The sequence below is a fragment of the Companilactobacillus sp. HBUAS59699 genome (assembly GCF_036913575.1).
GTDB lineage: Bacteria > Bacillota > Bacilli > Lactobacillales > Lactobacillaceae > Companilactobacillus.
The window spans coordinates 281,499-296,220 of record NZ_JAYKTV010000001.1 but is presented as its reverse complement, the minus strand read 5'-3'; the positions used below and the strand labels follow the sequence as shown (position 1 = coordinate 296,220).

The following is a 14,722-nucleotide window of genomic DNA, read 5'->3' as shown; positions in this document are numbered from 1 at the left end:
TACAGGAAATAATATTTAAATAAAACCCATCAATCACGATGATTGATGGGTTTTTGAGAGGTACTTTCTATGAAATGTTTTTTAACTAATCTTTTGAAAAGAATTGGTATTTTAAAAATCTTCATATATTTTCTTATTTTAATAATTTTATATCTTATTTATTATATGCAACCATATATATTGACTAAATTAATAAGTAAAATGTCTAAAAGCCAGTCCATTACTAACTTAGGAATTTTGTTATTACTGACAATGACTATCCCCCCAATAATCAATTACATTAGTAATTACTTTATACAAGGCGTGAGAAAATATTCTAAGTTGGAACTGTGGAATAGAATTGAGACTGGTGGATATACTTATTTATCTAATAAAAAAATTGGATCAATCCAAAGTTATATAAATGAAGTTTCATTCGCATGCCGAAAGTTTGTACAGGAAAGCTTACAATCCATAATAAAATCTCTAGTTATGATCACTCTCTATTCTATAATTTTGGTAAAAGCTAATGTCGTTCTAGGAATTTGTTACATACTTATTATTGTTGGATACTTAACCTTATCTATAAAACTGTCTACAGATAATAAAACTAATATCAAAATATCCTTAAGGAAAACTGCCGATGTTAATGCTTATTTTTTAGACTTCTATAATAACAGAGATACTATCTTTTCGTATGGTAGTTTAATACATGAACACTCAATTTTTGATAATAAATTGGATAATGAAAAGGCGGTCTACACTAGACTGCAAAGAAGGATAAACTTATTTGCTTTAATTCAACAAGCGTTTCTTACCCTTTCATCAGTTACTATAATACTAGTTACTTTTAACAGAGCCACTCACTTTGTCAGTTTAGCCACCTTACTTATTCTTATATATTCCATAATGAATCTAACAACTTTTGGCAGTCAGTATCTAGAAATATTTGAATTGATTGACCGAATACTAAATGGTCTAAAAAAATTAGATTACAATCCAATAGATAAAGAATTTAAGAATCATTTAGTTTACAATCCAGAAGAAAATGCTATCAAAATATCTAACTTAAGATTTAAATATAACGATGATGAAAACTTCATATTTAAGGATAGCAAGTTTAACTTTGAAAAAGGTAAGAGTACTGCTTTGATTGGAACGAATGGCTCTGGTAAGAGTACTTTGTTAAAAATAATCGCCGGACTTCTAAATCCTCAAAGTGGAAATATCATAATTCCTGAGAATAACAAAGCTAATATAGTATATCTTGGACAAGAGAGTCCATTGTTTGATAGATCTATGTACGATAATTTAACGTATCCTAACGTTGATGTATCTAATGAATATATTGACCATTTAAAAGTCGAAATAGGACTTAAGAATCCAAAGCACGCCTCAAATGAAACAAATGGTGATTTTAAATCCAGTCTTTCAGGAGGGGAACAACAAAAACTGTTGATTTTAAGAACTATTATTCAAAAACCTGATATCATTCTATTTGATGAAATAACAAGTAATTTAGATGAGAAATCCGTTAAAATTTTTTATTCAATGATATTGAAATACCTTCCTAAATCAACAATAATTGGAATAGTCCATAAAAAAAACGAATTAAAATACTTTGACAAAGTTAAAGTGCTTCATAATTGTTAGACGAGAAATCTAACAGCTATGGAGCACTTTATTTTTGCTTAGTCCTTATTTTCAACTGTCCTTTAAACTAATCCTTGAGCCATCATTGCATCGGCGACTTTGGTAAAGCCCGCAATATTAGCACCACTCAAGTAATCACCACTAACACCGTATTCGTCAGCAGCCGCAACTGAATTAGCAAAGATAGCTTTCATGATCTGTTTCAACCTGTTATCTACTTCTTCAAACGTCCAGCTTAAACGCATACTATTTTGACTCATTTCAAGTGCGGACACGGCCACACCACCGGCATTAGCAGCTTTGGCTGGTCCATACAATACATCTGACTTTTGATAAATCGCAATGGCTTCTGGACTACTTGGCATATTAGCACCTTCGGCAACAGCCTTAGCACCATTACTGATCAAGTTTTCAGCTTGCTTACCATTGATCTCATCTTGAGTTGCACATGGCAAAGCAATATCATAAGCAATCTTCGCATCCCAAACTGAACCTTGATGATATTCTGAACCAGCAACTTTTTCAGTATATTCCTTGATACGATTACGTTCTACTTCTTTGATCCGCTTAACAGTGTCAACATCAATACCACGTTCATCAACGATATAACCATTAGAATCTGAACAAGTAATGACCTTACCACCTAATTCGGTAACTTTTTGAATTGCATAAATAGCTACATTACCTGCTCCAGAAATGGCTACTCGTTTGCCCTTAAGACTGTCGTTATTAGCCTTTAACATTTCTTCAGTATAATATGCCAGACCATAACCAGTAGCTTCGGTTCTTCCAAGAGAACCGCCATATCCTAAACCTTTACCAGTCAGAACTCCTCTGTCAGCACCACGAAGACGCTTGTACTGTCCATACAGATACCCGATCTCACGTCCGCCAACACCGATATCACCAGCTGGAACATCCACGTCCAAACCAATGTACTTACTTAGTTCAGTCATGAAACTTTGACAAAAACGCATGATTTCATGATCAGATTTTCCCTTGGGATCAAAGTCTGAACCACCTTTACCACCACCGATCGGTAGTCCAGTCAAGGCATTCTTAAAGATCTGTTCAAATCCCAAGAACTTGATAATACTCAAATTAACAGATGGATGTAATCTCAAACCACCCTTGTAAGGTCCGATTGCTGAATTAAATTGAACTCTAAAGCCACGATTGACACGAGCATGTCCTTCATCATCTAACCAAGGAACACGGAATTGAATCACCCGTTCTGGTTCAGTTAGACGTTCCAAAATATTAGCATCGATATACTCTGGGTGTTTCTCAAACACCGGTGTCATAGTTTGAAAGAAGTCATGAACAGCTTCCAAAAACTCGGTTTGATTTGGATCTCTTTGCTCGATAACCTCATAAACTTGTTGCAAATAATCAGTTGCTTTGGTCAAAATGTCATCCTCCATTATTAAATTATTTCTAATAATAGTTTAATTGTTTTATAACGAAATTGCACGAAAAAAAAGATTTAGCATTTACTACGTAAATACCAAATCTTTTTCGGTTATACTCAGAAATTAACCGTGTTTTGACACGCTCTCTTCATTAACCATTAATACCAAGCGCAATTTGAGCAAAACGACTCATCTTACTCATATCCCAAATAGGATACCAGACCAAATTAATATCGCAAGAATCGATCCCATCAACTGACTCAGCAGCATTATGAATATCGTTTGAAATCATATCACTCAATGGACATCCCATAGTTGTCAAAGTCATTGTAACTGTACATGCAGTACCATCGATATCTATACCATAGATCAATCCAAGATTAACAATATCAATACCTAATTCAGGATCAATAACGTCTTCCAAAGCTTCCATAATAGCTTCACGTTGTTTATCTTGCTTAGTTGTTGCCTTTTCTTCACTCATAGGTGCACCTCAATTCAATTACTTAACGATTTTGTGACTTCCAGAAATATAAACTTTTTGTAGTAGTACTAAACATATTATAGCAAATACTGCAATCAAGTATATTCCCAATTGATAACCGCCAGTAGCTTGTTTGATCACACCTAGGATAATTGGTGGGAAATAACCACCTAGACCACCCATGGCACCAACAAAGCCTGTGACGGCTCCGGTATTACTGTCAGAAACGAAGGGAACCATTTTGAAGATAATTCCGTTACCTAATCCAACTAAAATACCTATCAATACCATAATAGTCAAAAATATTCCTTTTGTATGTAGGAAAATCCCTAAAATAATCGCAACGAGTGTAATTGCAATAAAATCATACTTCAAAAGTGTCATTGGACGAATCTTATCTGATAAATATCCTCCGATAGGACGTGTCAATGTACCTAACACAGCGAAAATGGCTGCCCATAATCCAGCATCAACTAGATTACTATTGAACAGATTTACCATGAACGTCGAAAGCAAGTTAGTCATGGCCATGAACAAACCGAAAGTTAGGAAATAAAACAGTGCTAGATACCAAGTATCTTTTTCCTTAGCAACTGCTAAAGACTTACCCATACTTGCATTTTCGTTTTTCTTTGACTCCGGTGCAATGAAGATCATCAATAATACGAAAATAACAAGCAAGATGATCAATAGATAGAATACGCTATCCAGTCCTGTAGCTTTTTCAATTCTTGGGAAGAAGAATGATGAAAAAGCAGTACCGATATTACCTACACCAGCAATACCAAGAACTAGTCCTTGCTTCTCTGGTGGGAAGAATCCTGTAACATAAGAAATACCGATTGCGAATGATGTACCACTCATACCAAGTAACAAAGCCGCAAGCATCATGGTTCCAAATGAACCAACTCTAGGAATCATTAATACTGGAATGATCAAAAATAGCATTAAAATAATATAGATTTTTTTGCCACCATATTTGTCACTCAAAATTCCCATCGGCACACGCATGATCGAACCTAAAAGAATTGGTGTTGCAAGTAAGAATGTCCGTTGGAACTCACTCAATTGAATTCCATCGTGAGTTAAGATTACTCCGATCAATGGAGATAAACTCAACCAAACCATAAAACAAACCATCATGGATAAAGTACCCATGGTCAAAGCAATTATTGATTTTGATTTACTTTCCATTATAAAAACCCCCTCGAAATTTTAGCCGCCACTAACAGGTGGGATAATTGCAATTTCTGCGACATCTGCGAGTGCAAATTGTTTATCATCTGCATACTCTTCATCGATAGCAACTAAAGACTGATCCAATACTTCTTTGTACTTAGGATAGGCAGCTTCGATAGCCTGTTTGACATCTGACGGATAAAACTGCGACTTCAAATCGATATCGATCGTTGAACCTATTTCCTCAGCTAAGATAGAAAACAACTTTACCTTCAATCTTCAAGACCTCCCCAACGAATTTTGTCACGATCATATTCTTTCTTCCAAATTGGTACTGTATGCTTCAACTCATCAATTAAAAATTGACAATTTTCAAATGCTTCCGCTCGATGAGGTGCCGCAACACCGATGAAAACTGCAATATCACCTAATTGCAATTCACCGACACGATGGACCATCACTACATCCATCCCTTTGGCAATAACCTTGTCTGCAAGCTTCTTCATTTCTTTTTCTGCCATTTTTTTATACGTAGTATATTCAATCTTTTCAGTTTCAATATCACCTGTGAACTGACGAATGTTGCCAATAAAAATATCAATTCCGCCATATTCATTGTGAATCAAGCTCTTGGTCAATTCCTCCGTATTGATGGGTTCATGTGTAATTTCTATTTTCACTTGATAACCTCACCATTGATAATCTGACTTATTTGTTTATTGCTGAACTTATGATTAAAGAATTCTTTGTAGAATGATTTGAACTTAGAATTCAAATTAACATCTTTCATTAATTCTGGATGGAACTTCTTAGCCGCCCACCAGATCTGTAAGTCTTCTTCAGCGCTGTATCGATCTAACATAAAGATTCCTGTAGGATTGCCATAGACTTTTTTATTCTTGACTGCTTTAAGTGACTTAAAGCGACTATCTTTTTTCAGTAATTTCAATGCTTTCTTATCAGTTGTACCACCGATAATAATGATATCGGGATTAGCTTTAATAATTTCCTCAGCTGATACTGAGATCATATTACCATCGGTCTTGATAGCATTCTTACCACCAGCAATTTTGAGCCACTCGTCAACGATCGTATTGCGACCATCCACTTTGGTTAAATCGCTAGTATTAACGATATGTAAGACACTAGGTTTAGACTTAGCTTTTGAAACTTTTTTCTTCACTGATTTGATATCTGCATCGAGTTTTTTATTATACTTTTTTGCTCTATGCTTAGCAGCCTTAGTTCCGATAACTTCTGCCGTTAAGTTCATTGTCTTCTTTAAACCTTTGTAATCTTGAAACATTGAATTGACTGCTGGAATTTTAGCCTTCTTCAATTCACTTATTTGAGAAACGTCTGAACTAATAACCACATCCGGCTTTTGTTTAATCAGTTCTTCCATCTGGAAGTCTTCACCGTTGAACGGAACAGCTTGCTTTTTGACCTTCGGATACAATTGCGTCAATAACGCATTATCGTGTGTCAACTTTGTTGTGGCAACTAGCTTGTCCTCTCCACCTAACATCAAAAAGATAGGATTATTAGCGTGCCACAAGTCAGCAACACGATTGATCTTCTTAGGAACTTTGACCGGTGCACCAGTATTGTCTCGAATTGTATGTGTAGATGACGCTTGGACACTGATACTACTACCGAAGAAGACCAATAGTCCCAACATCAAAATAATAATATTTCGTTTCTTATGCATTGATTAACCCATCCCTATTCCAAAAATCTTCCTATTCAATGATTCATTATAAGTCGAAGTAATTGGTGTTCCGTACAATTCAGTCAAATATTCATCATTCAAGATATCACTGACTGGTCCCTGTCGATAAGTCTGATTATCGATCAATAACCCTACCGAGTCACCGATCATCTGTGCTTGGTTCGGATCATGCGTACTCATCACTATGGATATTCCTTTTTCGGACAACTTCTTGATCAACTTTAAGACTACCGTCTGATTACGATAATCTAGAGCCGAAGTTGGTTCATCCATAATTAGTATCTTAGGTTCTTGAGCTAGTGCCCGACCAATGATTGCCAGTTGTCTCTGTCCTCCACTCATACTCTGCAAACTAACAGCAGAATAATCTTTCAAACCAATCTGATCGATCACTTTAGTGACAACTTCCTTATCATGATCATCTGGTTGATCGAATATTGAATGAAACGAACTGCGGCCAAGTAATAAATAATCAAACAACGTCAGACTAGACTTGATATTAACTCCTTGACTCACTAAGGCAAGCTGGTGTGATAGATCCTTGATCGACAATGATTTTAGCACTTGTCTATTTATTAAAATTTCACCTTGATACTTGGTCAAGACTCCACTCAAGCAATTCAATAATGTACTTTTACCAATACCATTTGGACCTAGAATCACTAAGACCTGTCCAGCTGCAACGTTTAAATTAACATTATTGATTATCTGTTTTGATTTATACGCAAATGACAAGTTCTTTGTATTAATTCTAGATTCCAACATTTCTTCTCCTTATAAGAATCACAATAAAAATTGGAACACCGATGAAGCCAGTGATAATACTCAACGGAATATCGTTCACTGAAATACTTCGTGCCAGTGTGTCCGCAATTAGAAGTAAGATTGCTCCAGTGATCGCCGTCATCGGTAAAGCATAACGATTATCTTCACCAACCAAGCTACGACTAACGTGAGGAACAACTAATCCGATCCATCCAACAACACCACAGAGGCAAACTGAAGCCGCTGTCAATAATGTTGCAAATAAAATCATTAAATTCCTATTTAATGTAGGATTTATTCCAATTGTTTTTATTGTATACGTATCTAATGATAGCGCATTCAAACGCCAACGTGTCAATAGTAAGAAAATAATTCCAATAATTAAAATTGGACCTACTGATACCAACGCTTGTGTATCGACTTTCATAAAGCTACCGAGCTCCCAGTAAACGATACTCTGTAATTGGTTCTCAGGATCCGCTATATATTTGACAGATCCCAAAACTGACTGCATTAATCCTGACATGATGATTCCTGACAAGATCAGTGTAATATTCGATTCACTGTGCAGTATTCGATTGATCAATAATGTCAAAAATACTGTCAATATTCCTGTAATGAAGGCACTTATTTCGATCCAATAGATCGACTTACCATTTAAAATAGCAATCGCTGCGCCAACACTAGAACCAGTTGAAACACCTAGTAAATTAGGTGATGCCAGCCCGTTACTGAAGACAGATTGAAAAGTGGCGCCGGCCATCGATAGACCTGCGCCAACTAATACAACTGCTATAATTCGAATAAATCGAAGCTCTAAGATCAATTTAGATGAACTGTTGGCCTGCCCAATAAAGTATTTTGAAACTTCTGAAAGTGACAAGTCGTACCGTCCCATCATCATTGACACGAAGATCAAAGCCACAAGTGTCAACAAAGCTATACTCATCACAAGTTTGTTTTGTCGCTTCTTGATAATAATTACCACCTACTATGTTGCTATACTCTTGGTCTCTTACGATAGACGATTGGACGTCTAAAGATATATTGCCAAGGTAACGTAAGGGCATGAACTAATCTTGTGTATGGGAAGAAAGCGAAAATCAAGAATCCACAAATTACGTGAATCTTAAAGATAATTGGTACTTGTAACATCAAATGATAATCAGGGTGGAAGACAAAGATCTGTCTGGCCCAAACTGATAAGTTCAAACGGTAGTTGAATTCAGGATGCAAGATCGCTCCATCAATAAATGAAGCACTCAAACCTAGAACAATAATGATCAAGAATGATACATTGACCATTAAGTCACTGAATGAACTAGTTTTGAAGACACGTTTGTTAGTGAATCGACGATAAGATAAAATCATCATTCCGGCTAACGCCATGAACCCAGCGATACCACCCATGACCAGTGCACCAATATGGTACACCTCGTTAGGAATACCTAACCAGTCAGTGAATGCTTTAGGTATCAGGATTCCTACAACGTGTCCCGCAAATACGAAGATAATCCCAACGTGGAAGAGAATACTTCCAATCATCAGTTGTTTCTTTTCCAATAATTCACTAGATTCTGCCGTTACACCAGCGTGAAAAATAGCGAATCTGCCGATTGTTCCAAAAATGAACGAACCGAGAGCAAGGTAAGGAAAAATAACCCATAAGAATATATCCAGTGCGTCTTTCATTACTGCATCTCCCCCTCTTTTTCAGTTTGTTCAAGACAAGACTTAAACTCAGCTCGAACAATTCTGATCAGTTTGAAATACATATCATCTTCTTGAACTTCGGCATTCTTCAGTAAACTATAAGTGCCATCCTCAACTACTGAGAACATCAATTGTAAATCTTGTTGACGCTTATCATCCTTCCAATCACTATAGGCAAGAAATTCAAGCATCAATGGCAAATAATCTGATAATTCTGAACCATCGATACGTACACCAAACATCTCATACAACATTTTTAATTTTGCCAACAACTGACCTCTTTCACGAGAATCAGTCATTTTATAATACGTCATATACAAAGTATAACGGTTATTTAACTCGAATAGTGAAACATAATGAGTTCTTAACTCTTCCAATGAGTATGTTCTCATTTCATTAATAACATCTTCAATCGCTGATTTAGAAGGTGTCTCACTATAATTCTTCCGAAAATCCTCAAGAAATTCATCATCTAATTGAGCTTGCTCTGGATAATCAAGTAAACGTGAAAGATACGTAAATCCTTGTTTTAGAGTATTTAGCTTCTCAATATTAATCACGCCAAATTCCTCCATAGAAACTTTCAGCATAGGCATCTTTACCCGATTCGCCAGCCTTAGCTTTACGCAAGACACTTCCATGAACTGGTGCTAGTGAACAGCCATTACATGCTTCGTAACCTAATCCACCTTGTTCATCTTCAACGTGTTCTACTTTTTCTTTCTTAGCCTTTGGAATGACAAATCTGTCATCGTACTTGGCGATTGCTAATAGACGATATAGTGATGTTGCTGATTTTTCTGTTAAACCAACACGATCGAGTTTCTCAGGATCGAAGTCTTTACCACTAGTTCTAGCGCGCATGTACAATCTCATCATGGCTAACTTGTAAAGTGCGTTCTTGATTACTTCTGTATTGCCACCCGTTAGAAGGTTAGCAAGGTATTCAACTGGGATACGCATTTCATTGATAGCTGGGAAAATCATTTCTGGGTATTTGATCGAGTTCTTGCCTTCGAAATAATTCATGATTGGTGACAATGGTGGCACATACCAAACCATTGGCATTGTACGGTATTCAGGATGCAATGGGAATGCAATCTTTTGTTCAACAGCCATCTTGTAGATAGGTGATTTTTGAGCACATCTGATTGTTTCCATATCAACACCGTCAGCTTGTGCTTGAGCGATAACTTCTGGATCGTTTGGATCTAGGAATAAGTCTAGTTGTCTCTCATATAGCTTAGTGTCATCAGGTTCTTCACATGCTTCGGCGACACGGTCAGCATCGTACAAAATAACTCCGATGTAACGAATGCGGCCAACACATGTTTCAGAACAAACAGTTGGTAATCCTTCTTCAATTCTTGGATAACAGAAAGTACATTTTTCAGCTTTGTTGGTCTTCCAATTAAAGTAAACCTTCTTGTAAGGACATCCTGTCATACAGAATCTCCAGCCCCGGCAACGCTCTTGATCGACTAAGACGATACCATCTTCGTCACGTTTGTACATAGCACCACTTGGACATGAAGCCACACAAGCAGCGTTCAAGCAGTGTTCACATAATCTTGGTAGATACATCATAAAGGTCTTTTCAAAGTTACCTTTGATATCTGCTTCGATACTTTGCATGTTAGGATCTTCACCAAAACTTCTGTCAGATCCAGCCAAATCATCATCCCAATTAGGACCATTGTTTAGCTTCATATATTCACCAGTAATTTGTGACTTAGCACGAGCAACTGGTTGATGCTTTCTTTCTTTACCAAAAAGTGTTTGGTAATCGTATGTCCATGGTTCGTAATAGTCGTCTAGGTTAGGCATGTCCGGATTATAAAAAATCTTTGCGAGCGCAACTTTGTTCAACTTATTACCGGCACGCAATTCCAATTTACCTTTACGGTTCAACTTCCAGCCACCTTTATAATGACTTTCGTCTTCCCACTTCTTCGGATATCCGACACCAGGTCTAGTTTCTACGTTGTTAAACCACATGTACTCTGCACCTGGGCGGTTTGTCCACGTTTGCTTACACGTTACTGAACATGTGTGACAACCAATACATTTGTCCAAGTTCAGCACCATGGAAATTTGTGCTTTAACCTTCATTCCACTTGACCTCCTTTAATTTTCTAACATTTACGTATAAGTCTCTTTGGTTACCGATCGGTCCATAATAGTTGAATCCATAACTTAGTTGAGCGTAACCACCGACCATTTGGGTTGGTTTGACATGGATCTGAGTTGGAGCATTGTGACTACCACCACGATTTCCGGTAATAGTTGATAATGGCTCTTCGATCTCCATATCTTGAGCATGATACATGTACATCGTGCCATCTGGCATACGTTGACTAACGACTGCTCTGGCAGTAATGACACCATTCTTGTTATAAAGTTCAACCCAATCATTATCTTTGACATCGATCTTCTTAGCGTCGTCCAAACTCAACCAAACCGTTGGACCACCTCTGAACAATGTCAGCATGTACAGATTATCTTGATAAGTTGTATGGATATTCCACTTACCATGCGGTGTTAAGTAACGTAACGTTACTTCCTTATCTGCTGGTTCAACTTTTGTATCTGCTGGTCCTAAGACGTGTGGTGGAAGTGTTGGTTTGTAAGTTGCCAACTCTTCACCATATTCTTGGAAAATTTCATGATCAAGATAGAATTGTTGTCTACCAGTCAAGGTTCTGAATGGTACATTACGTTCAATATTGACTGAGAATGGTGAGTACCGATCTCCGTTGTGCTTTGCACTTGAGAAGATAGGTGTTGGAATCGACTCGCTAGGCTGAGCTGTAATCTTAGCGAAGGTCATTTGTTTCTCAGTCAATCCTTCAGAGATATCAGATAATTTCTTACCTGTGACCTCTTCCGCATTCTCCCAAGCTTTTTTAGCAACGTGACCATTTGAAGCACTTGATAGATGAAGAATTGCTTCGGCAACATTTCTATCTTCATCCAACTTTGGAAGTCCTTCGTCTGGTCCGTCATCATACGTTCCAATAAGATCCTTTAATTCGTCATATTCATCAGCAACACTGTAACTGTAACCATTGGCTCCGACTTTGCCGCTACGAGTATTTGGTCCTAAGGCTACATACTTGTCATAAACCTTAGTATAATCACGTTTGACCAACGATAGACTTGGCATTGTCTTACCAGGGATAGGTTCGATCTCACCACGTTTCCAATCCTTGATCTTACCAAGTGGTTGTGATATTTCACCCTTCGAATCGTGACCAAGTGGTTGAGTCTTCAAATCATATTGAGGTTCCTTCAAGTATTTCTTAGCCATACCTTGGAATTCCTTGGCGATGTGCTTAAATGCTTGCCAATCACTTTGTGATTCCCAAAGTGGATCGACCGCTTTGTTGAAGGGGTGAATGAATGGGTGCATATCAGTACTTGATAAGTCTTCTTTTTCATACCAAGTTGCGGCAGGAAGAACAATATCTGAGTAAAGTGGTGTTGTTACCATTCTGAAGTCGAAGTCTACCGCTAGATCCAACTTACCGGTAACGCTCTTTTCATCCCACTCCATATCTTGTGGCTTGAAGTTTTCACTTTGCTTTGCAAGTAAGCCATTTTCGGCGCCCAAGATATGCTTCATGAAGTATTCTTGGCCCTTACCTGATGATGCGAACAAGTTAGAACGCCAGATAAACATCCCTTTTGGTTGATTAATATCTTCATCTGGTGCTTCAGCCGCAAATTGTAATGAACCATCTTTTAGTTCTTTAACAACTTTATTTGAAATTTCTTTAATGTCGGTTGTTCCGTACTGTTTGGTAAAGTCCAAACTATTACGGTTGAATTGTGGATATGATGGCATCCAACCTAATCTGATTGCCATTTGTTGGTAGTCAGCAGGATGTTTGAAAGTATCCTTGATCGTCTTAACAGGTGATTTCATACCTTCGTTGTCGATCTCGTCGTACTTCCATTGGTCACTAGCAAAGTAGAAGAATGAAGTTCCTTGTTGTTGACGAGCACCGCCTGGTTGCCAATCATTAGCGAAGGAAATATTAGCCCAACCTTCTGCCGGACGAAGTTTTTCTTGTCCAACATAGTGAGCCCAGCCGCCACCTTGCACTCCGATACAACCGGTCAGCATCAACATATTGATAACGGAACGATATGTCATATCAGAATTGAACCAGTGGTTAACACCAGCACCAATAATTACCATTGATTTACCGTGTGTTTCAGCGGCATTTTGAGCGAATTCTTGTGCAATTTGTACAACTAATTCTGGTTTCACACCAGTAACTTTTTCTTGCCAAGCTGGTGTAAATAAGCTGTCAGCATCGTCATAACCCTTGGCTGCTAACTCATCCATCTTCTTACGACGAATTCCATATTGAGCCATCAATAGATCAAAAACAGTCGTAACTAACTTCTTACTACCATCTTTTAGAGTTATCTCTCGGCACGGTAATGTACGTTGATAAATACCATTCCCACTAGCATCAAAGCTAGGCATATCTACAACTCGTTCATCTTCACCCAAGAATGATAACTTAGGACTGATACCATCGAGATCAAGATTCCACTTCTTACCTTGTTCCCATCTTTGACCTATCGTTCCATTTGGAACTACTAACTGATCAGTAGGTTCATCGACTAGAACTGGTTTCCATTCCGCATTTGGTGTTTCAGTATCTTTAATATCAGAGATTCTCAAGAAGCGTCCTGAAACAACATGTTCATGATTTGTTTCACTCTGATCAAGCATGATAACAAATGGTAGATCAGTAAACTTCTTAACATAATCATTGAAATATGGAACTTGTTTATTGTTATAAAATTCATTCAAAATAACATGTGTCATACCTTGTGCTAATGCTGCATCTGATCCCGGATGTGGAGCTAACCAATTATCCGCAAATTTCACATTTTCAGCGTAATCAGGACTGACGGAGACAACTTTAGTTCCTTTATAACGAGCTTCAACCATGAAGTGAGCGTCAGGCGTTCTAGTTAATGGAACGTTTGAACCCCACATGATCAAGTATTGACTGTTATACCAGTCAGCTGATTCAGGAACATCAGTCTGTTCACCCCATACTTGAGGAGATGCTGGTGGCAGATCGGCGTACCAATCGTAGAAACTCAACATTTCTCCACCAAGTAATGAAATAAATCTAGCACCTGATGAGTAACTCAACATCGACATAGCTGGAATTGGTGAGAATCCAGCAATACGATCGGGACCGTATTTTTTGATCGTGTAAATCAGCATGGCAGCGATCATTTCTGTAGCATCGCCCCATTTGACACGGATCAAACCACCGTGACCACGAGCTGATTTGTATGACTTAGTCTTCTCTGGATCAGTAACAATACTCTCCCAAGCATCGATAGGATTATCGTACTTGTGACTTGCCTCTTCCCAGAACTTCCAGAGACGTTCACGAATATAAGGATACTTGATCCGTAAAGGACTGTATTCGTACCAACTGAAACTGGCACCACGAGGACAGCCACGAGGTTCATATTCAGGCATATTTGGTCCACATGAAGGATAGTCAGTTGATTGATGCTCCCAAGTAACTACTCCTTGCTTAACGTAGACGTTCCAACTACAAGATCCCGTACAATTGACACCGTGTGTCGTACGTACGACCTTATCATGAGCCCAACGTTCCTTGTATAACTTCTCCCAACGACGAGAATGTTCTTCTAGTTGGGTGAAATTACCGTTAAACTTATCAACTTTTTTAAAAAATCTAGATTTTAGCATATGCAACTCCCACCTAGTTCACTTTAATATTCCTTATAACAAATCTA

The 14,722-nt window shown here is 37.7% G+C and carries 13 protein-coding genes; 1 reads left to right on the top strand and 12 read right to left on the bottom strand.

Annotated features, from left to right (window positions below; translation table 11 throughout):
* Positions 1 to 69: 69 nt before the first annotated feature.
* The gene (locus U8519_RS01560; protein WP_334328570.1) at positions 70 to 1,632 is read left to right on the top strand and encodes an ABC transporter ATP-binding protein; all 1,563 of its coding nucleotides are present in this window, start codon (positions 70 to 72) and stop codon (positions 1,630 to 1,632) included.
* Positions 1,633 to 1,694: 62 nt separating this feature from the next.
* Here U8519_RS01560 and gdhA read toward each other — a convergent pair whose 3' ends face one another.
* From gdhA to U8519_RS01500, 12 genes are all read right to left on the bottom strand, one after another.
* The gene (gene gdhA / locus U8519_RS01555) at positions 1,695 to 3,056 is read right to left on the bottom strand and encodes an NADP-specific glutamate dehydrogenase (RefSeq protein WP_334328569.1); all 1,362 of its coding nucleotides are present in this window, start codon (positions 3,054 to 3,056) and stop codon (positions 1,695 to 1,697) included.
* A 139-nt stretch (positions 3,057 to 3,195) separates the two neighbouring features.
* Positions 3,196 to 3,528 (bottom strand): metal-sulfur cluster assembly factor, encoded by a 333-nt coding sequence (locus tag U8519_RS01550; RefSeq protein WP_334328568.1) that lies wholly within the window; start codon positions 3,526 to 3,528, stop codon positions 3,196 to 3,198.
* A gap of 18 nt (positions 3,529 to 3,546) precedes the next feature.
* Complete coding sequence (locus U8519_RS01545; RefSeq protein WP_334328567.1) at positions 3,547 to 4,722, bottom strand: nitrate/nitrite transporter; 1,176 nt, start codon at positions 4,720 to 4,722, stop codon at positions 3,547 to 3,549.
* Between the two features lie 21 nt (positions 4,723 to 4,743).
* A complete protein-coding gene (locus U8519_RS01540) occupies positions 4,744 to 4,983 on the bottom strand; it encodes a MoaD/ThiS family protein (protein WP_334328566.1) in 240 nt (79 codons plus the stop codon).
* Positions 4,980 to 5,381, bottom strand: coding sequence for a molybdenum cofactor biosynthesis protein MoaE (locus U8519_RS01535; protein WP_442892115.1), 402 nt, complete (start codon positions 5,379 to 5,381; stop codon positions 4,980 to 4,982). The genes U8519_RS01540 and U8519_RS01535 overlap by 4 nt, the downstream gene beginning before the upstream one ends.
* 2 nt (positions 5,382 to 5,383) lie before the next feature.
* Positions 5,384 to 6,418 carry an ABC transporter substrate-binding protein gene (locus U8519_RS01530; RefSeq protein WP_334328564.1) on the bottom strand — a complete coding sequence of 345 codons (1,035 nt, stop codon included), beginning with the start codon at positions 6,416 to 6,418 and terminating at the stop codon, positions 5,384 to 5,386.
* Positions 6,419 to 6,421: 3 nt separating this feature from the next.
* Positions 6,422 to 7,204, bottom strand: coding sequence for an ABC transporter ATP-binding protein (locus tag U8519_RS01525; protein ID WP_334328563.1), 783 nt, complete (start codon positions 7,202 to 7,204; stop codon positions 6,422 to 6,424).
* Positions 7,191 to 8,129 (bottom strand): FecCD family ABC transporter permease, encoded by a 939-nt coding sequence (locus U8519_RS01520; RefSeq protein ID WP_334328962.1) that lies wholly within the window; start codon positions 8,127 to 8,129, stop codon positions 7,191 to 7,193. The genes U8519_RS01525 and U8519_RS01520 overlap by 14 nt, the downstream gene beginning before the upstream one ends.
* 74 nt (positions 8,130 to 8,203) lie before the next feature.
* Entirely contained in the window at positions 8,204 to 8,896 is a 693-nt protein-coding gene (gene narI / locus U8519_RS01515; protein WP_334328562.1) for a respiratory nitrate reductase subunit gamma, read from the bottom strand.
* Positions 8,896 to 9,477, bottom strand: a complete 582-nt coding sequence (narJ, locus tag U8519_RS01510) for a nitrate reductase molybdenum cofactor assembly chaperone (protein ID WP_334328561.1) — start codon at positions 9,475 to 9,477, stop codon at positions 8,896 to 8,898. Before narJ ends, narI begins: the two co-directional genes overlap by 1 nt.
* On the bottom strand, positions 9,470 to 11,029 hold the full coding sequence (gene narH / locus U8519_RS01505) for a nitrate reductase subunit beta (protein WP_334328560.1): 1,560 nt from the start codon (positions 11,027 to 11,029) through the stop codon (positions 9,470 to 9,472). Before narH ends, narJ begins: the two co-directional genes overlap by 8 nt.
* Positions 11,019 to 14,675: a nitrate reductase subunit alpha gene (locus U8519_RS01500; RefSeq protein ID WP_334328559.1), complete on the bottom strand. Its 3,657-nt coding sequence runs from the start codon at positions 14,673 to 14,675 to the stop codon at positions 11,019 to 11,021. Before U8519_RS01500 ends, narH begins: the two co-directional genes overlap by 11 nt.
* Between the last annotated feature and the right edge of the window lie 47 nt (positions 14,676 to 14,722).